Below are 20,766 nucleotides of genomic sequence, written 5' to 3'. Positions count from 1 at the left end.
AATGAGATACGCATTTTTTCCAGGTTGCACACTTGAGTCTGCAGCAGAGGAGCTCATGATTTCAACAAAGAAGGTGGCGGCTGCTTTAGGGATTGAGCTAATCGAACTTAAGGGCTGGACATGCTGTGGAGCGAGCCATATTCAAGATGTAGATGACTTTCTGGCAACATCTATTAATGCCAGAAATATTTCGCTAGCGGAAGAGCTAAAGGTTGATAAATTACTGACAGTATGTAATACCTGTACCCTAATGCTTCGTACAGCCAAGCTTAAAATGGACAAGAATGAAAAGCTGCGTACGAGAGTAAATGAAGGCCTTGGCAGGACAGGGATGGAATACAAGGGGACAGTAGAAGTAACCCATTTATTGTGGGCGCTAATTCAGGACTATGGATTAGAAAATCTGAAGAAAAAGGTCAAACGGCCGCTAACTGGTTTAAAAGTTGCCAATTTCTATGGATGTCATATCCTGATGCCGCCAAATATTATGGGATTTGAAAATCATATGAATCCGCAGTCCATGGAAATGGTAGCAAGTGTACTTGGTGCAGAGAGCGTTGATTTTGATCAGCGATTGGCATGCTGCGGGTTCCATGCTGTGTTTCCAGCTGAAAAAGAAGTAATGGATCTTACAGGGAGAAATTGTTTATCACCTAAATCTTCTGGTGCAGACTGTATTGTTACACCTTGTCCTTTATGCCAAATGCAGCTTGATGCCTATCAGCCAGATGCACAAAAGGGCTTCAGTGAAGATATTACAATGCCAATCCTACACTTACCTCAGCTTATCGGATTGGCATTAGGATTCTCACCTGAAGAACTGGCAATTCAAAGGCATGTTGTCACGGCGATTCCTGTTTTAAGAGAAGCCTTAACATTAATTTAAGTAGGGACTCCTGGTGATTAGTTCAGACAAGGGGGGCTGTTTTCATGCAATATATCTTTGAGAAAAAGGCCAAATTGGTCGGAAGTGTCGATAAAGGAATGCTCTGGCTTCTGAATGTCCATGATGATTGGATTCATGATCAATATGGTGAAAGTTATATCTATTACGGACAAATATATTCTTCACTTAACCCATTCCATCCATTATCAACATCGATAACTGGGTATTTCCACGATGATGATTCAAAGAAATGGATTAAAGTAAAAGCTGGAGTTGCAAAATTCAATCCCGAGAATATTCAAGACTCTTGGGAGGATAAGCTTGAGAAATTAATTAAGATTAAGTTTAAAACCGGTGGCTATAAATATGTAAAGAAAAATGGATAAATTTGCTTATCAAATTCAGACTGCTGATGAATCATTCAAGCGGTCTGTTTTTTATCCTTATTAGCCTGAGAATTTTTCTTTTAAGGAAATTATATAAATAACCTCATTTAGATGCGTTACGGAGAACCTTATCACAAGTAACGGTAACCCAATAAATAATAAGTTTTAAAATAAACCTACTTCTCTTAATTACCAGAGATATAGGGTTATTTTTTTAGATATCACTCTTGTTTGATCCACAGTTATTTTTGGTATAAAGAAACAAAAGGAGCAGGTGTAAATCCTTCTCCAGTGTTTTCGTACTTTCACTTCATTTTTGATATAGATCCATTAAAAAGAGACAGCAGTATTCTTGCTTCATTAAATAGAAAAGAATGATTTCGTATTATAAAAAACGTGATGACAAACCTCATTAATTGAAAGCTTTTTTATTTCGGATATCGTTTTAATCGATTCTTTCATCATGGAGGGATGCGTCATCTTTCCGGTAAAAGGTCCTTCAAAAGGCCATGGACCATCTGTTTCGACCATGATTTGCTGAAGTGGATAGGATTGAACGAGCTGTTGAATTTCCTCCTCATACAAAACATCGGGCGTGACAGAAATGTAGTGCCCGTTTTCTGCCATTCGCAGGATCGTTTTGGAATCACCTTTGAACCAATGGAAATGGGCTTTTGGAACGGAGTATCTCTCCAAAAGGTCACAAACGATGGGGGCATCTTCATAAACAGCATGAAGGACGATAGGTTTTTCTAATTCCTTACTTAGTTTAATAAATGCTTCTAATAGTTCAATGTATTGGCTACGTTGAACAGTAGTTAGTTTTTGTTCTTTTCCTAAATAATAAGGAAGCCCCACTTCACCAACTGCGACCATGTCATTTTGATTGCTCTTTATCCAACTGAAAAGTTCCTCCATTTGTTTCTCCGTAGGGGGCGTTTGTTCAGGATGAAAGCCGAAAGCTGGCTTAACCTTTGAGTATATTTTGGCAAGATCCTTATTTTTTTTACTTGATTCTAAATCAAAAGAAACGGATATTAGTGCTTCTAAAGATGAGTCCCTTTCAATGATATCCTTTATTTCTTGATCGTTATAATGATCTAAGTGAATATGTGCATCAATCATTTTTAGCAATGTAATCACTCTCCTGCATTTTTGAGAGAATAGTAAATTTTCCTTTTCCATTCTAAGAACTCGTCTTCTAGAAATAGACTTTCCTCTCTTGGACGTGAAAAAGGGACGTGAAATTCAGCTGCCACTTGAGAAGGTTTATTAGATAAAACAATAATTCGGTCGGATAGAAATAATGCTTCTTCAATATTATGGGTCACAAAAAGGATGGTTCTTCGATGTTCTTCCCAAATTGATAAAAGCCATTTTTGCATATCAAGTCGTGTTAATTCATCTAAGGAAGAAAAAGGTTCGTCCAAGCAAATGATGGATTGTGGACTTAATAATGCTCGAATAAAGGAAGCCCTTTGTTTCATACCACCTGATAATTCATGAGGATACGCATTTTCATACCCCGTTAATCCAGCGATATTGATCATTTCTAATGCTGCTTCTTTCTCTTTTTTTCCTTGAAGCTCTTGCCCTAGCAATACATTTTCAAGAATGGTTCTCCATGGAAGGAGAGAAGGGGTTTGTGGCATATAGCTTATATAACCCCGTTTTCCGTTAATGACTTGATGATCTAAGTGAATGGTACCTTGATCCGGAGAGAGGATTCCTCCGATAAGACTAAAAATGGTACTTTTCCCACTACCTGATGGACCAAGAATGGAGACAAACTCATTCTCATCAACTGTGAATGCGAGATTCTTGATCACTTCATTCTTGTCAAATTGCTTAGAAATATTTGAAACCGTAAGATGACTCACTTCCATTTCGCCCCTTTCAACTGCCACCGAACGAGCCAGCGTTCAATAAGAACGATGATAGAAAAATATAATAAACTTAATGTCACAATTGCAAATATGGCTACAAAAACTCTATCTGTACGGAAGGATGAGGAGGCAAGGGTCATATAAACACCAATACCTTCCTTCGCTCCAAGCCATTCGGATATAACTGCACCCATGACACTGTAGGTAGCGGATATTTTTAAACCAGAAAATAGTGAAGGAAGGGCATAGGGAAGCTCTAGTTTCCAAAATAATTGCTTATTCGATGCCCCTGCCATAATCATGTAATGCTTTAACTCATTGGAAGTTTGCTTAAATCCATCTAATGCGGCAACGGTAATGGGAAAAAAGCAAACGAGAGTGATGACAATCATTTTTGGTAATAATCCAAAGCCAAACCAAATCACTAAAAGAGGAGCTAGGACGATAATAGGAATGTTTTGTGAAATGATTAGCAACGGATAAATCGATTCCCGAATGAAAGGGAGCAAGTGCAATAGAATAGCCGTAAGTAGACCGATTAGTAAACCTAATGCAAATCCAAGTAAGGATAGATTGATGGTTGATAATAAATGGGGGTAAAAGTTAGACCAACCATCGAAACCCTCATAAAATATTTTTGTCGGTGTGGGTAAAAGCCAATCCGGAACTCCAGATTTAATCGCAACCGTTTCCCAGACAATGAATAAAAGGAGGAGAACCAATAACGGTCTCCACCCTTTCGCTATGATTTTCATCATTATCTATATTTCTCCGTAAGCTGATCCATGGAGATGCCTGATGGCTGGTACAATACTTTTATTTGGGAGATAACGTTACTGCTTCCCAGCTCAATCATGCGATCGTTCATTTTCGTGATCACCTGCAGTAATTGCTGTAAATCGCCTTCCATTGTTGTTTCAAGAGGATGTACCTCAAATTTTACCCCTGACTCTTGAATTACTCGGATTGCTTCATCTACATATGGAATAACACTTTCGCCATTTTTTGTTTTTGGTATGATTTGAATACTGATCAGTGAATTTGTCATTTCATCACCCCTTATTGTGGTAAAAATTGATTTGTAAATGCTTTTTTAGCATCAAGCTTTTTCTCAAGAAGTCCATTGTCAAACATCCATGAAGCATAATTTTCCCATACTTTTTGTTTTTGCTCGCCCCATCTTGGTGCATCATCTTGATATTTAGAGGCTAGCCATTCTTGACTTTTTTTAACAAGCTTTGGATCCAAGTCAGGCACTGCTTTAATTAAAATGTCGGCAGCATCGGATGGATGTTTAATAGCAAATTCATACCCTTTGGAAACAGCTTTTACAAAAGCTTTAACTGTATCAGGGTTTTCTTTCATCATGTTTTCATTCGTTGCGAGAACTGGCGTGTAATAATCGAGTTTATCAGAGTAGTCGGTTAGGTATACCATATTGAGCTTTTCTCCACGCAGCTCTGCCTCTACACCGGTCCAGCCATAATAAATCCATGCGAAATCGATGTTTCGTTTCACCGCTGTAAAGAAATCAGTATCACCCATATTTACAATCGAAACTTTGTTCACATCGGCATTTTCTTTTTTCATTAAGGAAGAAAGAACAGATTTTTCAACAGGTGAGCCCCAGCCACCGTATGTTTTACCTGCAAAATCCTTTGGTGTAACAATGTTCTTCGCAGCTGGTGAGGCAAAACCTGAAGTATTATGTTGAATGATGGCTGCTATAGAAACGAGAGGAACGCCTTGTATACGTGCCTGTGTGATCGATTCTTGATAGCTTACCCCAAACTCTGATTTACCTGAAGCCACAAGCTGATCTGCTCCAGCATCACCTGGCATAATGATGTTCACATCTAATCCTTCGTCTTTAAAATAACCTTTTTCTTTTGCCACATATAAACCGGTATGATTCGTGTTTGGTGTCCAATCTAGAACGACAGATACCTTTTTCAGAGAGTGTGTGTTTTTCTTATTCGTTTCTGATGCTGATTTCGGATTGCTACAACCTGCAATCATTAATAATGAACATAAAACGATTAACCACTTTTTCATTCCTACTCCTCCTATGTAGATAATTAGAAAAGCGCAAGCGCCCTGGTCAGCGGCGTATGACCTGGAGCTCTCCAACTGAGATAAAGGAAACACGAAGAGCCGAAGGCGATTCGATGTTGACTTATCGTAGGGCGGAGAGCGAAGGTCACTAGCCGCTAGGGCGCTGGAGCTAGACAATAGAAAAGCGCAAGCGCCCTGGTCAGCGGCGTATGACCTCCTCGAAAAAGCTAACGCTTTTTCTTCGTGCGCTGCTTATGCTGCCGAAGCTTTCCTTGTGGAGCTAGACAATTAAAAAGCGCCCTAGGGGAGAACCCAGGGCGCATATAAGCAAACAATTTTATTTGTTCAAGAATATGTTCCCTCCGCTGGTATCAACCAGATCAGGTTTTAAGAGTCAACATCTTAAGGATGTAATCTCAACCGGCAACACCGGTTCCCCTACAATTCTAACTATTAAATTATATTCCAAACACATTATAACAGAATTCTTTATTTTGACTAGTGCAAAATATGGAAATTTGGTAGAAAGGGGAGAAAGTTTCAACTATTCTAGATTTGATAATCAGTATAATAAAGGGAGTCTATTTCCATGGGTCATTTTAGTTCTAACGTGTTCAGGTTTTTATTTCAGCATTTTTGAAAATATTAGCAGTGACTTTTACCATTGATATCTTTGTTGTTTCTTTAAAAGTTGCATAAAAACAAGATGGAATTGCCATAAAACCTTTCATAATAGGGCTTTATTTGGCACATACTCTCTACGGTTCAGAAAAGTGTCATAAGTTCGTCAAAAAACCGACGAATTAATTCATAAATGTTTGATATTATACTTATGTAAATATTAATTTTAAAACGATAATAATTTTAATTTAATATTTATTTTAATAATCTGGCTTTTTTAGCAATCTTTTAATTAGAATTCGCAATAACTACTCTCATCTTTGTGAAGTAATGAACATAATTTAAACAGAAAAATCATGAAAAATGCTTAGGGAGGAAATGAGTATGGATCAAGTCTTTTTAGCGAGACTTCAGTTTGGTGTGACCACAGTTTACCACTTTTTCTTTGTTCCACTTACAATCGGTCTGGTGTTTATGGTCGCTTTAATGGAGACTTTGTATGTTACGAAGAAAAATGAGACCTACAAGAAAATGGCAAAATTTTGGGGTCACTTGTTTTTGATTAACTTTGCCGTCGGGGTTGTAACAGGTATTATTCAAGAATTCCAATTTGGTATGAACTGGTCTGATTATTCGAGATTTGTAGGAGACGTTTTTGGTGCCCCACTTGCAATTGAAGCACTGCTAGCTTTCTTTATGGAGTCAACCTTTATCGGATTGTGGATTTTCGGCTGGGATCGTCTCTCTAAAAAAATGCATTTAGCATGTATTTGGCTTGTATCGATCGGAACCATTCTTTCAGGATTTTGGATCTTAACGGCCAATTCCTTTATGCAGGTTCCTGTCGGCTATGCAATCAAAAATGGACGGGCAGAGATGAATGACTTTTTTGCACTTATCACAAATGGCCAACTGTGGGTTGAATTTCCTCATGTTTTGGCAGGCGCCTTATGTACAGGAGCTTTCTTTACAGCAGGAATTAGCGCCTATAATTTGTTAAAGAAACGCAATATGGAGTTCTATAAAAAATCAATGAATATTGCTTTAATCATTGGATTGATTGGTAGCATTGGTACTGCATTAACCGGCCACAGCCAAGCTCAATATCTAGTAAAAACACAACCAATGAAAATGGCGGCTGCAGAGGGCATCTGGCAAGATACAGCAGACCCGGCACCTTGGTCAGCTCTTGCGATCATTGACTCAGCTAAAAAGGAAAACAAGTTTGAACTTAACATTCCTTACGCCCTTAGCTTTCTATCTTATTCCAAATTTGAGGGCAGCTTAAAAGGAATGGAGACACTTCAAAAAGAGTATGCAGCGAAATATGATGACAAAGTAGGTAAAGGGACAAATTACATTCCTCCGGTAAAAACAACTTATTGGAGCTTCCGGTTAATGATTGGTTTCGGTGTAGGAATGATCTTATTATCTATGATTGGATTATACCTATGGAAGAAAGGAAGACTTGAAAACAGCAAGTTGTTTTTGAAGTTTTTACTTCCGGCGATTTCCTTTCCGTTCCTGGCCAATACGTTTGGTTGGATCATGACGGAAGTAGGCCGCCAGCCTTGGAGTGTTTTTGGCTTGATGACCACTGCCAATGCGGTCTCACCAAATGTTTCCGGGGGCAGCGTTTTATTTTCAATCATCCTGTATGTGTTAATTTTTACAGTTCTAGCTATTGTCATGGTTTATTTAATGATTCGAGAAATCAAAAAGGGTCCTGCAGACCAGCTAGGAATTACCCCAAATAAAACAATTGATCCGTTTGATAAGGTAGGTGCTTAGGATGGAATTAAGTGAATTATGGTTTGTCTTAATCGCCGTTTTATTTATTGGTTTCTTCTTTCTTGAAGGTTTTGATTTTGGTGTCGGTATGTCAACAAGGTTTTTGGCTCGCACTCAGACTGAGCGATCGATCATGATCAATGCCATTGGGCCTGTTTGGGATGCGAATGAAGTTTGGCTCTTAACTGCCGGTGGTGCGATTTTTGCTGCTTTCCCAAATTGGTATGCAACTATGTTCAGCGGATACTATCTTCCATTATTAGTTGTATTACTTGCTTTAATTGCCCGCGGTGTTTCCTTTGAATTCCGCAGCAAGGTTCCCAGCAGTCGCTGGACAAATGTCTGGGATTGGGCGCTCTTTTCTGGCAGCTTGTTGCCTCCGTTTTTACTAGGTGTTTTATTTACAAGTATGCTTAAAGGAATGCCAATCCATAAAGACATGAATATGACAGCTGGATTCACTGATTTCATTAATGTATACTCGCTATGGGGAGGTTTAACTGTTACATTGTTATGCCTTTTACATGGATTAAACTTCTTGACGTTGAAAACGGAAGGGGAACTCCGAGAACGGTCAGCCGCCTTAGCGAAGAAAGTAGTCCTAGCGGTTCTGGGGGCACTCGTCGTCTTTGTTGGATTATCTTGGTCCATGACTGATATTTTTGAAGTTCGTCTTATACCAGAACTGATCATTGTCGTTTTAATTGTCCTTGCCTATGTGATGTCCTATACCTTTATCTCCAAAAAACGGGAAGGTTTAGCCTTTACGATGTCTGGTCTTGGCTTAGGGTTGACGGTTTCAGCGATTTTCGTGGGGCTTTTCCCAAGGGTGATGATTAGTTCGATAAATAAAGCTTTTGATTTAACGGTTTATAATGCTTCAAGTGGAGCATACTCCTTGAAAATAATGACCATTGTGGCCCTAACAATTTTACCGTTTGTCTTAGGATATACGATCTGGAGTTATTATGTCTTTAGAAAACGAGTTACAGATAAGGAGCATTTAACGTACTAATGGATAAGTCATTGTTCTCATACACGGGAATAAAGCAGGTCCTTGGAAGTTTGGCATTATTAACCATCCTTCAAGGTATCATGATTATCACTCAGGCCTATTTTTTGGCAGATTCAATCTCCTCCCTTTTTGGGGGAGATTTGTTTCGTCATGTCATGAAAGAATTGGCCTTTTTCTTTTTAGCTCTCATTATTCGCCAAGTACTTACATTTTTGAAAAAAAAGATTTCCTATCGTTTTGCAGTCAACACGAGTGTTCATTTAAGGGAATTAGTTTTGGAAAAGATATTTCAACTTGGTCCGCGGTTTGTCTCAGCGGAAGGATCCGGCCAGACCGTAACCTTAATGATGGAAGGTACCATGAAATTTCGGCGCTATTTGGAGCTTTTTTTACCGAAATTAATGAATACCGCCGTTATTCCGGCTATGGTTTGCCTTTTCATCTTTTTTGAAAATATCCGTTCCGCGGTTATTTTAATCATTGCCCTTCCAATCTTGGTTGTTTTCATGATTCTTCTTGGGGTGGCAGCAAGAGAAAAAGCAAATCGTCAGTATGAATCTTATCAAATGCTATCCAACCATTTTGTTGACTCTTTAAGAGGATTAGAGACGCTTAAGTATTTAGGCCTCAGCCGAGAACATATTGAAAAAATACATTTCGTAAGTGAACGATACCGAAAAGCCGTGATGTCTACATTGCGGATTGCTTTTTTGTCCACATTTGCACTCGATTTCTTCACCATGCTTTCTATCGCAACGGTGGCTGTATTTCTGGGAATCGGTTTAATTAATGGGACTATGGATCTGAAACCAGCCTTAACCATCCTCATCTTGGCACCGGAATATTTTTTACCAATTCGGGAAGTTGGAGCTGATTACCATGCGACACTTGATGGAAAAGAAGCGGGTAAAAAGATGCAGGAAATTCTGCAAAAGGAAATGACTGAACTAGGACAAGACCCCATTCCAGCATGGCAACCAACTAGTGTTTTCACTGTAAAGGATATGAGTTTACGGTTTGATGATCAAAACGATAATGGGTTAGAGCATATTGATTTTTCCATATCAGGAACGAAAAAAGTGGGGATCATTGGCGCAAGTGGTGCCGGCAAATCTACATTAATCGATCTATTAAGTGGATTTTTAGTTGCTACGGAAGGTGAATTTCTGATTGATGGTAAAGGATTCAAAAACCTCTTGCAAAAAAACTGGCAAAAGCAGGTGACCTATATCCCGCAGCACCCATATCTTTATTCCGATACCGTTTTTAACAATATTCGTTTTTATCACCCTCATGCAACGGAAGAGGAAGTTAAAGCCGCTGTATCTGCAGCAGGATTGACGGAGGTTATTCAAACATTGCCGGATGGGTTGAATACGATAGTTGGGGAAGGCGGACGAATGTTAAGCGGAGGACAGGAGCAGCGAATGGCCATTGCACGGGCATTTTTAGGAAACCGTTCGATTCTTTTGTTAGATGAACCTACCGCCCATTTGGATATTGAAACAGAATATGAATTAAAAGAAACCATGTTGCAATTGTTTGAAGGGAAATTAGTTTTCTTTGCTACCCATCGTCTGCATTGGATGATGGATATGGATCAAATATTGGTTTTAGATCACGGGAAGTTGGTTGAAACAGGGACACATGAACAATTAATAGAACAACAAGGATTTTATAGTCAGCTGGTCAAGTCGCAATGGGAGGGGTTCTGATGGATAAGGAAAAATGGATTATCCCCTATTTAAAGCAATACCGCGGTTTGTTTATGCTGGCCATTTTTCTCGGAGGACTCACCATTCTTTTTGGTGGAGGCTTAATGTTTACTTCCGGTTACTTAATTTCAAAAGCTTCAACACGGCCGGAATCGATTTTAATGGTTTATGTACCGATTGTTGGCGTTCGCACCTTTGGAATTGGCCGGTCAGTATTAAGCTATATCGAAAGGCTGACAGGCCATCAGTTCGTTTTAAAAATTCTTTCCAACATGCGTGTCCGTCTATATAAAGTGCTCGAGCCTCAAGCAGTGTTACTAAGGTCGCGTTTTTTAACAGGAGATATCCTTGGTGTTCTCGCCGATGATATTGAAAACTTACAGAACTTTTACTTGAAAACCTTGTTCCCATCGATTGTTTCACTCGTTGTTTACACAGTAATCATTTTTTGTGCCGGTCTTTTCTCCATTCCATTTGCTATTCTGTTAGCTGCCTTAATTGGATTACTAATCTTTGTAGGACCTATCCTTTCCTTTATTTATATGAGGGAGAATAATGAAAAGGTAAAGCAGGGAAGGAACCGCCTTTATCAGCAGTTTACGGATGCTGTGTTTGGCATGAACGACTGGCTCTTTAGCGGGAGATATAAAGATTTTATTCAGCGTTATGAAGACCAGCAGCACCAATTGCAACAGCTTGAAACAAAAATCCATTCATATGTAAATTGGCGGGATCTGCTTAATCAAATTGTGCTTGGCGCAATTGTGGTGGTATCAATCTATTGGGCCAATGGGATGACACTAAACGGGGAAATCCCGGCAACCTTTATTGCAGCAGTTGGTCTTGTCTCGTTGTCGTTATTGGAATCCTTTTTACCGATTGCCACTGCGGTTAGTGAAGTATCAACCTATCAAGATTCGATCAAGCGCCTTGAAAGCATGGAATCTAAAGATTTACCAAAGTGGAGTGAAGAAGACAATAATGATGCAACTAATTTTTCGGAAATATCGATTGAATTAAATCATGTTTGTTTCCACTATTCGTCGGGACCACTATTGATAAACGATTTTAGCTTAAAGGTGGCCCAAGGGGAGAAAATTGCGATTCTTGGACCAAGCGGTGCCGGCAAATCAACTTTATTGAAATTAATCCAAGGATCCCTTGAACCAACCGGCGGTGAAGTCCTTTTAAATGGAAGAAAGCCCAACGATGTGCTTGTGTCGATACCCAAAATGCTGTCGGTATTAAATCAAAAAGCCTATTTATTCCATACATCTGTTTTGAATAACATCCGGCTTGGAAATCCGCAAGCAACAGATGAAGAGGTATATGAGGTCGCAGAGAAGGTTCAGTTGCATCAAATGATTAACGGATTACCAAACGGTTATGACACAAACATGCACGAAACAGGACAGCGCTTTTCAGGAGGAGAACGGCAAAGGATTGCCCTTGCCCGAATTCTTTTGCAGCAGACACCCGTGGTAATAATGGATGAACCGACTGTCGGCCTTGACCCCATTACAGAAAATAAATTGTTAAGCACAATTTTTGATACGCTAGAAGGGAAAACGATTATTTGGGTAACCCACCATCTGGCAGGGATGGAGAAGATGGATCGAATCCTGTTCATCGACCAAGGAAAAATAACAATGACTGGCAGCCACCAACATTTATTAAAAAACGAAGAAAGATACCGACGTCTCTACGCATTGGACCATCCGGGGGCATAGGGAGAAGCTCCTTATGAAGCAAAAAGAACAAAGAATTCAATAATGATTCGTAGGAAATAGATCAGAAAAAGGAATGGAAGTAGCCATTCCTTTTTAACGTTGTTTTTTAATCGTATTAAAGGTAAATTTCATTTTAATATTATCTATACTATTTCGGCGTTACAACCGTTTTGGAGAACCGTATCATTTGTAACGGTAAACATTTTTTAAGGCATAAGATAGATTAGAATAAATGAAAGTTATATTATTTGTTTTTATGCTCAAAAGCAGACCAGTGTGTTGGGTGAGATAGCCAGTGTGGTAATTTTGTGTGTGCATCGCCCTTCGCCGAGTTAATCTGAACTTGAGTGAGAAAGATACTCCCGGTGAGATCAGCTCCTCTAAGGTCGGCGTCTCGAAAATCAACTCCAATCAGGTCAGCTCCTCTCAAGTCAGCGTTTCGGAGGTCAGCAGCAATAAGGTATGCTCCTCTTAAGTTGGCTCCTCTGAGATCAGCACCTCTAAGGTTTGCACCCATAAGATCAGCCCTTTGATGGTCGCTTTTTTCACTTTTTTTTGAATTCTTATACTGGAGAAGTGACTCGGTCCGCACAAGTTCACTGGTCCTTAGCAGCAGAGTGTTTACATTTGCCCGGTGTGATGGAACATTTAGTTCCATGAGTGAATCGGGACTAAGTTGAGTAAGTCGTTCCGTCTCGTCGAGCATGATGATAAGCTCTCTATGAATCGGACGAGCCGCTTTCAACGTCAAAGCTTCGGTCAAATACCAGAGCATCTCATGAAGTTGATGCATAATAGGGAACACATCGAACATTTTTTTCGCCGTTTCTTGACCTCCACGCCAGTCGGCTCCTTCGAAAGTGACTTGGGAAACCTTTTGCCCTGCGCCGAAGCAATCGAAAACAGTACACCCTTTAAAGCCCTGTTTTCTGAGGCTTTTGTGAATGCTGCAACGGAAGTCCGCTTGCAGATTGGGGCAAGGCTTGCCAGTGTCTTTATCAATGGCAAAATCTGCCGAAGCTGCGAAGGGTAGCGCAACACAACACAAGCCGAAGCAGTTTTCACAATCAGCATGCAGACTGTTGCCGCTATTGTCGCGTTTTGGGTTTGGATAGTTATGATTCTCAACCAATATGGGCACTTCCTTTGCTTCAGTATTACATATGTCTAGTTTAATAGGTTTTTTTGAATTTCACAGTAGGTAAAAATGATTAATGTAAACTTAATAGAATGGCCCTTTCTTATTGAAAGGGTTCTTTTCCTGTTATTTCATTGCTATTAATAAAATAGTTTTGTCTGAAGAATATCTAGAGCATGGTCAATATCCGCTAAATCATCGTTCGTAGCATTTTGTATTCGCTGCAGGAAACGAGATTCTACACAGGCAAAGGATTCGTTCATCATGGTTTCTCCATCTTTAGTGAGACGAATGTATTGTTTCCGTCGATCTTCAGTATCACTTATCTTTTCAATTAGCTTTTTTTCACTCAGTTTTTTCAACTCACGACTCGTATTTGGCATAGACATATGCTGGCAATCACTAATTTCACTGAGAGTAACAGGCTGACTAACAGTTATATACTCAAGCATATTATATTGAACAGGTGTGACGTCGTCTGATTTTGCATTTTTTGTTAATTCATGTGTTACACGATGAACTGAAGTTGTAAAGGACACACATTTTAAAAATAGAGCTTCTTTGTCCATTTCTTTCACCTCTTACTGAGAAGATAACAAAATTGTTATCATATTACAATTATCATTTGACAACTAAAAATTCTGGATGTTATGATTTTGTTATCAAATGATAAGTAAAAGAGGTAGGTTATGAAAATCCTAATTATTTACACGCACCCTAATCACAATAGTTTAAGTTACGCATTTTTACAAAAGGTCATTAAAGGAAGTAATGAAAATCCTAACATAGAGGAATTACAGGTGTTAGATTTGTATGAAGAGGGCTTTAATCCACTTCTAGTGTTTAATGAACAGAAACGAAGACGTGATATGTATCGTGATCCTCACCTTGAAAAATATAGAGAGCAGATTACTTGGGCTGACAAGATTGTCTTTGTCTATCCCATTTGGTGGGGAAGACCTCCAGCGATGCTGATGGGATACATTGATCAATTATTTGCAGCAAATTTTGCTTACAAGGATAAGAAGGGACTTCTACCAGAGGGACAATTGAAAGGAAAATCAGTTGTATGTGTGTCCACCATGAAGGGACCTACAAACTATCCACTTCTCTGGTTAAATAATGCGCATAAAATATTGATGAAAAAAGCCTTATTTCATTTTGTAGGCATCAAAAAAGTGAAATTCTTTGAGTTTGGTAATATGGAAAGTCCCAAGGGAAAACAAACAAAAAAACTAGAAAAGATTTATCGATATTTTAAAAAAGTAGATCGTTAAAAAAATTAGTGTTCTTTTTAAATGATTAATTAGTAGAGAAACCTGATTTTCATATAATACGGTGAACTGTCTTTTAGAGCTGTTCTATAAGCCAGTTTCCCGGTATGACTGGGAGATAGTGTCCAATAGAGTTGTTCTATAAGTCAGTTTCCCGGTGTCCCTGGTTGATATTGTCCAATAGAGTGGTTCTATAAGCCAGTTTCCCGGTATGACTGGGAGATATTGTCCAATAGAGTTGTTCTATAAGCCAGTTTCCCCGTGGTCCTGGGAGATATTGTCCAATAGAGCGGTTCTATAAGCCAGTTCCCCCGTGGCCCTGGGAGATATTGTCCAATAGAGCGGTTCTATAAGCCAGTTTCCCGGTATGACTGGGAGATATTGTCCAATAGAGCGGTTCTATAAGCCAGTTTCCCGGTGTCCCTGGTTGATAGTGTCCAATAGAGCTGTTCTATAAGACAGTTTCCCGGTGTCCCTGGTTGATAGTGTCCAATAGAGCTGTTCTATTAGCCAGTTTCCCCGTGGTCCTGGGAGAAATTGTCCAATAGAGCGGTTCTATAAGCCAGTTCCCCCGTGGACCTGGGAGAAATTGTCCAATAGAGCGGTTCTATAAGCCAGTTTCCCGGTGCCCCTGGTTGATAGTGTCCAATAGAGCTGTTCTATAAGACAGTTTCCTCCATGGGAAAGTGACCTGAAAACTCCATTCATGTTTTGGCGAAATAAAATATGCATGTAAATTATATTTATTTCCATTTGACGTTTTGCTAGGTATTCTATATCATATGAGGATGAGATACCCGTACTTGAACGGGAGAGGTTCATAGCTGATACCCTCTATAAAAAACTATGGATACATGACAATATGCCATGTCCATACCGGACGTGGCTTTTTTATGTTTTAATCCTTATAGTTGCAATATAGAATGGTGGAGCAGATCTCTCTTTTAAAAAGTGTTGGGATACATTTTAGAAGGGGGTTTTTTTATGTCTGGAAGAAGCCATGAAGAGGGATTAAAGGATTTGACGTTATTGGGGAATCAACATACACAATATTCTTTCGATTATGCACCCGAGGTATTGGAGGCCGTAGATAATCTTCACTCGGATCGTGATTATTTCGTGAAGTTTAATTGTCCGGAGTTCACTAGTTTATGCCCACTGACGCATCAACCTGATTTTGCAACGATGTACATCTCGTACGTCCCTGATCAAAAAATTGTCGAGAGCAAATCACTGAAGCTTTATCTTTTCAGTTTCAGAAACCATGGAGATTTCCATGAGGATTGCGTCAATATTATCATGAACGATTTAATTAAATTACTCGATCCAAGGTATGTTGAGGTTTGGGGGAAATTCACACCACGTGGAGGAATTTCGATTGATCCATGGTGCAATTATGGGAAACCTGGAACGAAGTATGAAGAGATGGCCCATTTTCGTTTGATGAATCATGACCTCTATCCTGAAAAAGTGGATAATCGATAAAGGAAGGAATAAAGCAATGATTTTATATTTAAATGGCATATTTGTTGGACTTTTAATATTAGCAAACATTGTGGCAGTTAAGCTTTTTAGCATCGGAAATGGGATTATACTTCCTGCTGCCGTGGTAATTTATATCTTTACTTTTCCCATTATAGATGTAATCGTTGAGGTTTATGGGAAAAAAGAAGCACAGAGAACTGTAAAAGCCGGATTGATTATGCAAATTCTTGCCCTTCTTTTCATCACCATTACGATACACTTGCCTGCAGCACCGATATTTAATGATCAGGAGTCGTTCCAGACCATTTTAAACGGGAGTTTTCGGGTTATTATTGCTAGTTTAACTTCATACGCGATAAGTCAAAATTTGGATGTTTTTGTGTTCAATAAATTAAAAACCATCCATGGGCAAAAAAAGCTATGGTTACGTAATAATGCTTCCACCATGCTGAGCCAATTGATAGACACCACCATTTTCATTACGATTGCTTTCTATGGTACGATGCCAATGGCTGTTCTGGTCAGCTTAATTCTAACTCAATATGTCTTTAAATTTTTTGCATCAATGGCGACTACTCCGATTGTCTATTTACTCGTCAACTTAATAAAAAGACAGGAAACAGTTGTTTCAGTACAAAAAGAAGCTTAAATAAAGTTCATTTGGAAGACGAAACTCCCTAGATTTTAGAAGATTGTTTTTATCAATTTGATGAGGAAAATTTAGCCGGTATCAGGATAAAAGAGACCAAAAAATCCCTTGAGAATGAACAATATTCTTAAGGGATTTTTTTATGAATAAGGTTGTCCCAATCGAAATTACCGATTAAAGGATGTTTACGGAAGCTTTTTGTACGCTTTAAACCACTTGGTAAACTTGGTGATTCCCTCTTCGATCGTCGTCGTTGGTGTATAGTTAATATCGTTTGCTAATTCTTCGATATCTGCATAGGTTTCCAAAACCTCGCCAGGCTGTAATGGTAGTAATTTCAACACCGCTTTTGTATCTAGATGTTTTTCTAGCAATTGGATAAAATTATTTAAATCAACAGGTTGATGATTACCTATGTTATAGATTTTATGAAACGAAACTGCTTCAGAAGGTGGTCCTTTTTTTATTAAACGAAAGACGGATTCTATTACATCATCAATATAAGTAAAGTCCCTTTTCATATTTCCGTAGTTATATACCTCAATTGGCTGATGGTTAATAATGGCATTCGAAAATTTTATCGCGGCCATATCAGGTCTGCCCCAAGGGCCGTAAACAGTAAAAAATCTCAATCCGGTTGTGGGTAGTTTATATATATGACTATACGTATAAGCCATTAATTCATTGGCTTTTTTAGTAGCGGCATATAAACTAATCGGCTGATCAACACGGTCACTAACAGAAGATGGGGCTTTTTTATTATTTCCATAGACTGAACTCGATGAGGCGTAAATGAGGTGTTTGATTGGCTGTTTTTTACAGCATTCTAAAATATTGGCAAAGCCAACAAGATTGGATTGAATATACGATTGGGGATTCTTAAAACTGTATCTTACACCTGGTTGAGCTGCTAAATTAACGACAATGTCGATATCATTTTGTTCAAAGAGACTTTCCAATAACTCAAGGTTTTCTAGAGATCCTCTTACGAAACTAAAATGCTGATGCCTCTTTAAAATACCTAACCTATCTAATTTTAAGCTCGTGTCATAATAATCATTAATATTATCAATGCCTAGCACTTGGATGCCTTCCTCTAATAAACGCTGAGAAAGATGAAATCCAATGAAGCCCGCACAACCGGTTACAAATATACGACCAGCAATGTTATTAATCTTCTATCCCTCCTTACCTTTCCATCGTTGAAATATGATATGTAATCAGAAACAAGAAAGTTCGGACAAAGCGATATAAATTGAAACTTCCATCAGTTGGTTTTTTTTCATCCCCACTGATGGTTGGTTGAACCGTACGTTCTTAGTTTTATCTCCATGTTGGCTATCCTGCTATACGAACTCCATTGATTCAGCAGAGTAGCTACGAAATATTATTAATAGAGCTTATGTGGAAAGCTTCTTTCCATAATCTATCAGGGGACAATCAAAATCCGCTGAAGGAAGAAGGGATAAACATTGGCAAATAAGCTTTTCTTGTCCTATACCTTTTTATTCAAAGTGAAAACTCCTTTGTAGAAGACTTGTTTATTTAAGGGAGTAAAACAAGGTCAACAACTTCTACAATAGGAGTTTTTCTCATTTGGTAAAGGTGTTTTATAACTTTTATTTCGATTTAAGAAACTTTTTTCAAATTGCGCAAAGGCTAGTGGGATCGAACCTCTGACCTCATCGCTGCCAGTGGAGTGCTCTCTCGAGTGGTTTGCTGACAGCCCGTAATTGCCAAACTTAAGAGTTGTATCTGAACACGGTATTGAACGCTCAATTGACATCGCTTTATTTGAAACGCTGGGCTTGCCTTGCAGGCATGATGGTCAGTGCCGGAATGTTTACATGCCCGGACTGCTCAATCATCCAGTTTCATTTCGCACCCTCCCGGATTCTAGCGTTATTTTGTTAAAGGAACGCGATGAACACCCTGGCTACCTCCAGGCGCCGTTCCTATATATAAATTGCCGTTATGACTTACAGCCGTAGTTATGCCATAGAGTGAGCCTTCTGGATCGTGCCAACTTCCGATAAGCTGCCCCTGTGGGCTGAACTCAGCAACAAGTCCATGCTTCGCAGGTGCGCTTGCGCCGCTAAGCAGTGTTTCCGGCAATTTCGCCATGGTACCAGCCAACCAAGGGTTACGATGCATCTGATCTACAAATGCAATGCGAGTCGTGAAGATACCGACCCAGAAACGACCTTGCTCGTCGCGCGTAATGTTGTCGGGAAAGCCTGCGAGATTGTCTGCGAAAATATCAGATGTACCCTTCTTAGGACCCTTCAGCCAGTACCTGGTCAATTGATAATGATACGATTCCGCCACAAGCACAAAATCCTCCTCACTAGACAAAGCAATCCCGTTTGCAAAATAGAGACCTTCTAACAGGACGGTAGTCTGCTTGGTCATTGGATCGTACTTTAGCAAACGTCCATGCGGCTTGTTCTCGGCAATTTCTCTGAAAGTCACGCGGCCATAGTTCGAGGTGTCGGAAAAATAAATCGAGCCATCCTGGGCAATATCAAGCTCGTTAGCTAAATAGATCGGCTTGCCGTTAACTTGATCGGCCAATACCTCTATGCTCCCGGATGGGTTTATAGACAGCAGTCCCCTCTTGATATCAGTAACGATCAAATTTCCATTGGCGTCGAATTTAAGCCCATTGGGCGTTCCTTTGGTGTCTGCAAACACTTGGGCCTTTTGCGGATTACCCTTTGTATCGAAAGGAACTTTGTAAATTTTCCCGTTGGAATCTCCTGTATATAGCTGGCCTTCCCTATCGAATGTAATGAATTCCGGGGATTTAGGGGCATCAGTAACAAGCTGAGCCGAGCTGAGTTTGTTGTTCTGTTGCCACGGGCCCGGTTCTGGAAAGGATGAGGCCGTCGGCACGGACCATTTTGCCGGTTCGATCGGTGAAGGTACAAGTAAGAAAACTATCACTCCTAGAAGGAGCGTCACAAGCAGCGATAACCCCAATCTGCATATCCTAGCACGTCGTGACCGTTTCGGGCGATTTACGCCTTCATTTGCTTTAGTGGGCATTAGAGCGCCTCCTTTTCATATAATTGAGATTTTAGATTTGGACAACGATTTTACCGAAATATTGCTTTCCTTCAGCCAAGAGCGCGAATGCTTCTCCAATTCAAGTAGCCGAAGCCGTTTGCCAATTGTATAGCTTTCATCGAATTGTCCTCCCTGCAAGATCAGATTGATTACCCGGATTTTTGTTATTGCCGGATCCTTCGCGTGGACGAAGCATGCTTCCAACAAGCCGAAGACCCTGCTTGCGTGTTATGATTCCTGATAACTGCGCCCCGAGATAATTCTGCACACCTGGTACGACGTACAGTTTCCCTTCGTTCAACGCGCGAAGCGCAACCTCTACGACTCTTTCCGGTGTGTCTTTCTTTCCGACGGAGGCTTCCTCCGCTCCTACGACACTAAAGAAACTGGTGTCCGTCGAACCTGGACAAAGTGCGAAGAATTTAATGCCGCGGTTGCGGTTTTCCCACCATAACGCTTGAGTAAACGACAGGACGAAAGCTTTCGTCGCCCCATATACGGCCATATATGGAAGTGGCTGAAACCCGGCGGTTGAAGCCACATTGATAACTGCGCCAGAGCTTTTGCGCAACATGTCCGGCAAGAACAAGTGGGTCATATCTACAACAGCGGCAACATTGAGCATAACTTCCTCATGTTGACGCTCACCTGACACTTGTTCAAACAAACCATGTGTAGCAAAGCCTGCGTTGTTGACCAGTAGTTCGATATCCACTTTCAAAAATCGACATTGCTGATATAACTCGCTGGGCGCACCCTCTTTCGAAAGATCTATAGAGATAACCTCGGTTTTGATGTCATGCATCTTTCTGAGCTCTGATGCCAGACTTTCAAGCTTGCTCTTCGATCGGGCCACGAGTATCAAATGACTGCCTTGTTTGGCTAGTTGTCTTGCGAATTGCTCTCCAATACCGGAAGAAGCTCCCGTAACGAGCGCCCATTTACCTTGAATTGTCATAGTGCTACTCTCCTTTTAGATACTATGTTATAATATAGAAACATTGTTACCAAACAAGCAGAAGTAAATCCCGATTCCCAAGAAGTTACGAATCATTATACTATTCGG

General features: G+C 39.8%; 19 protein-coding genes and 2 riboswitches. Of the genes, 9 read left to right on the top strand and 10 right to left on the bottom strand.

All coding sequences use genetic code 11. The features are described 5' to 3' along the window. The first annotated feature begins 1 nt into the window (after position 1). Positions 2 to 886, top strand: a complete 885-nt coding sequence (locus RTR43_RS07030) for a CoB--CoM heterodisulfide reductase iron-sulfur subunit B family protein (protein ID WP_312470678.1) — start codon at positions 2 to 4, stop codon at positions 884 to 886. Between the two features lie 44 nt (positions 887 to 930). Continuing rightward, complete coding sequence (locus RTR43_RS07025; protein WP_312470677.1) at positions 931 to 1,272, top strand: molecular chaperone GrpE; 342 nt, start codon at positions 931 to 933, stop codon at positions 1,270 to 1,272. Positions 1,273 to 1,632: 360 nt separating this feature from the next. Here RTR43_RS07025 and RTR43_RS07020 read toward each other — a convergent pair whose 3' ends face one another. From RTR43_RS07020 to RTR43_RS07000, 5 genes are read right to left on the bottom strand one after another with little or no spacing between them, the layout of a single operon-like run. Then, a complete protein-coding gene (locus tag RTR43_RS07020) occupies positions 1,633 to 2,406 on the bottom strand; it encodes a TatD family hydrolase (protein ID WP_312470675.1) in 774 nt (257 codons plus the stop codon). Positions 2,407 to 2,411: 5 nt separating this feature from the next. Then, complete coding sequence (locus RTR43_RS07015; protein ID WP_312470673.1) at positions 2,412 to 3,152, bottom strand: ABC transporter ATP-binding protein; 741 nt, start codon at positions 3,150 to 3,152, stop codon at positions 2,412 to 2,414. Continuing rightward, positions 3,149 to 3,916: an ABC transporter permease gene (locus tag RTR43_RS07010; protein ID WP_312470671.1), complete on the bottom strand. Its 768-nt coding sequence runs from the start codon at positions 3,914 to 3,916 to the stop codon at positions 3,149 to 3,151. The genes RTR43_RS07015 and RTR43_RS07010 overlap by 4 nt, the downstream gene beginning before the upstream one ends. Beyond that, positions 3,916 to 4,206: a thiamine-binding protein gene (locus tag RTR43_RS07005; protein ID WP_312470670.1), complete on the bottom strand. Its 291-nt coding sequence runs from the start codon at positions 4,204 to 4,206 to the stop codon at positions 3,916 to 3,918. Before RTR43_RS07005 ends, RTR43_RS07010 begins: the two co-directional genes overlap by 1 nt. An 11-nt stretch (positions 4,207 to 4,217) precedes the next feature. Next, positions 4,218 to 5,213, bottom strand: a complete 996-nt coding sequence (locus RTR43_RS07000) for an ABC transporter substrate-binding protein (protein ID WP_312470669.1) — start codon at positions 5,211 to 5,213, stop codon at positions 4,218 to 4,220. Positions 5,214 to 5,553: 340 nt separating this feature from the next. After that, positions 5,554 to 5,663, bottom strand: a riboswitch (TPP riboswitch). Positions 5,664 to 6,218: 555 nt separating this feature from the next. Between RTR43_RS07000 and RTR43_RS06995 the strand changes: the two genes are divergently transcribed. From RTR43_RS06995 to cydC, 4 genes are read left to right on the top strand one after another with little or no spacing between them, the layout of a single operon-like run. Then, on the top strand, positions 6,219 to 7,625 hold the full coding sequence (locus RTR43_RS06995; protein ID WP_312470668.1) for a cytochrome ubiquinol oxidase subunit I: 1,407 nt from the start codon (positions 6,219 to 6,221) through the stop codon (positions 7,623 to 7,625). A 1-nt stretch (position 7,626) separates the two neighbouring features. Continuing rightward, complete coding sequence (gene cydB / locus RTR43_RS06990; protein ID WP_248735004.1) at positions 7,627 to 8,640, top strand: cytochrome d ubiquinol oxidase subunit II; 1,014 nt, start codon at positions 7,627 to 7,629, stop codon at positions 8,638 to 8,640. Beyond that, positions 8,640 to 10,355 (top strand): thiol reductant ABC exporter subunit CydD, encoded by a 1,716-nt coding sequence (cydD, locus tag RTR43_RS06985; protein ID WP_312470667.1) that lies wholly within the window; start codon positions 8,640 to 8,642, stop codon positions 10,353 to 10,355. Before cydB ends, cydD begins: the two co-directional genes overlap by 1 nt. Continuing rightward, complete coding sequence (gene cydC / locus RTR43_RS06980) at positions 10,355 to 12,085, top strand: thiol reductant ABC exporter subunit CydC (protein ID WP_312470666.1); 1,731 nt, start codon at positions 10,355 to 10,357, stop codon at positions 12,083 to 12,085. The genes cydD and cydC overlap by 1 nt, the downstream gene beginning before the upstream one ends. Before the next feature lie 244 nt (positions 12,086 to 12,329). Here the strand turns inward: cydC and RTR43_RS06975 are convergent, their stop codons facing one another. Continuing rightward, positions 12,330 to 13,217, bottom strand: a complete 888-nt coding sequence (locus RTR43_RS06975) for a pentapeptide repeat-containing protein (protein ID WP_312470665.1) — start codon at positions 13,215 to 13,217, stop codon at positions 12,330 to 12,332. Between the two features lie 146 nt (positions 13,218 to 13,363). Further along, entirely contained in the window at positions 13,364 to 13,792 is a 429-nt protein-coding gene (locus RTR43_RS06970; RefSeq protein WP_312470664.1) for a MarR family winged helix-turn-helix transcriptional regulator, read from the bottom strand. Between the two features lie 120 nt (positions 13,793 to 13,912). Here RTR43_RS06970 and RTR43_RS06965 point away from each other — a divergent pair, with 120 nt between their 5' ends. The 3 genes from RTR43_RS06965 to RTR43_RS06955 all read left to right on the top strand — a co-directional run bounded on the left by RTR43_RS06965 (position 13,913) and on the right by RTR43_RS06955 (position 16,631). Continuing rightward, positions 13,913 to 14,500, top strand: coding sequence for an NAD(P)H-dependent oxidoreductase (locus RTR43_RS06965; protein WP_312470663.1), 588 nt, complete (start codon positions 13,913 to 13,915; stop codon positions 14,498 to 14,500). Between the two features lie 804 nt (positions 14,501 to 15,304). After that, positions 15,305 to 15,351, top strand: a riboswitch (PreQ1 riboswitch). A 130-nt stretch (positions 15,352 to 15,481) separates the two neighbouring features. Beyond that, entirely contained in the window at positions 15,482 to 15,982 is a 501-nt protein-coding gene (gene queF / locus RTR43_RS06960) for a preQ(1) synthase (RefSeq protein ID WP_312470662.1), read from the top strand. 16 nt (positions 15,983 to 15,998) lie between these two features. After that, positions 15,999 to 16,631, top strand: a complete 633-nt coding sequence (locus RTR43_RS06955; RefSeq protein WP_312470661.1) for a queuosine precursor transporter — start codon at positions 15,999 to 16,001, stop codon at positions 16,629 to 16,631. Between the two features lie 185 nt (positions 16,632 to 16,816). Here RTR43_RS06955 and RTR43_RS06950 read toward each other — a convergent pair whose 3' ends face one another. The 3 genes from RTR43_RS06950 to RTR43_RS06940 all read right to left on the bottom strand — a co-directional run bounded on the left by RTR43_RS06950 (position 16,817) and on the right by RTR43_RS06940 (position 20,658). After that, positions 16,817 to 17,785 carry a GDP-mannose 4,6-dehydratase gene (locus RTR43_RS06950; protein ID WP_312470750.1) on the bottom strand — a complete coding sequence of 323 codons (969 nt, stop codon included), beginning with the start codon at positions 17,783 to 17,785 and terminating at the stop codon, positions 16,817 to 16,819. A gap of 748 nt (positions 17,786 to 18,533) precedes the next feature. Further along, positions 18,534 to 19,679: an SMP-30/gluconolactonase/LRE family protein gene (locus RTR43_RS06945; protein WP_312470658.1), complete on the bottom strand. Its 1,146-nt coding sequence runs from the start codon at positions 19,677 to 19,679 to the stop codon at positions 18,534 to 18,536. 136 nt (positions 19,680 to 19,815) lie between these two features. After that, positions 19,816 to 20,658 carry an SDR family NAD(P)-dependent oxidoreductase gene (locus tag RTR43_RS06940; protein ID WP_312470656.1) on the bottom strand — a complete coding sequence of 281 codons (843 nt, stop codon included), beginning with the start codon at positions 20,656 to 20,658 and terminating at the stop codon, positions 19,816 to 19,818. Positions 20,659 to 20,766: the final 108 nt, after the last annotated feature.

It is taken from the genome of Neobacillus sp., from assembly GCF_031988165.1.
GTDB lineage: Bacteria > Bacillota > Bacilli > Bacillales > Cytobacillaceae > Neobacillus > Neobacillus rhizosphaerae.
The sequence above is the reverse complement of the archived record's forward strand: the minus strand, read 5'-3'. Positions and strand labels throughout refer to the sequence as shown.

Coding starts and splice junctions, on each gene's coding strand:
- RTR43_RS07030 (WP_312470678.1), top strand. CDS start 2: ATGAGATACGCATTTTTTCCAGGTTGCACACTTGAGTCTGCAGCAGAG.
- RTR43_RS07025 (WP_312470677.1), top strand. CDS start 931: ATGCAATATATCTTTGAGAAAAAGGCCAAATTGGTCGGAAGTGTCGAT.
- RTR43_RS07010 (WP_312470671.1), bottom strand. CDS start 3,916: ATGATGAAAATCATAGCGAAAGGGTGGAGACCGTTATTGGTTCTCCTC.
- RTR43_RS07005 (WP_312470670.1), bottom strand. CDS start 4,206: ATGACAAATTCACTGATCAGTATTCAAATCATACCAAAAACAAAAAAT.
- RTR43_RS07000 (WP_312470669.1), bottom strand. CDS start 5,213: ATGAAAAAGTGGTTAATCGTTTTATGTTCATTATTAATGATTGCAGGT.
- RTR43_RS06995 (WP_312470668.1), top strand. CDS start 6,219: ATGGATCAAGTCTTTTTAGCGAGACTTCAGTTTGGTGTGACCACAGTT.
- cydB (WP_248735004.1), top strand. CDS start 7,627: ATGGAATTAAGTGAATTATGGTTTGTCTTAATCGCCGTTTTATTTATT.
- cydD (WP_312470667.1), top strand. CDS start 8,640: ATGGATAAGTCATTGTTCTCATACACGGGAATAAAGCAGGTCCTTGGA.
- cydC (WP_312470666.1), top strand. CDS start 10,355: ATGGATAAGGAAAAATGGATTATCCCCTATTTAAAGCAATACCGCGGT.
- RTR43_RS06970 (WP_312470664.1), bottom strand. CDS start 13,792: ATGGACAAAGAAGCTCTATTTTTAAAATGTGTGTCCTTTACAACTTCA.
- RTR43_RS06965 (WP_312470663.1), top strand. CDS start 13,913: ATGAAAATCCTAATTATTTACACGCACCCTAATCACAATAGTTTAAGT.
- queF (WP_312470662.1), top strand. CDS start 15,482: ATGTCTGGAAGAAGCCATGAAGAGGGATTAAAGGATTTGACGTTATTG.
- RTR43_RS06955 (WP_312470661.1), top strand. CDS start 15,999: ATGATTTTATATTTAAATGGCATATTTGTTGGACTTTTAATATTAGCA.
- RTR43_RS06945 (WP_312470658.1), bottom strand. CDS start 19,679: ATGCCCACTAAAGCAAATGAAGGCGTAAATCGCCCGAAACGGTCACGA.
- RTR43_RS06940 (WP_312470656.1), bottom strand. CDS start 20,658: ATGACAATTCAAGGTAAATGGGCGCTCGTTACGGGAGCTTCTTCCGGT.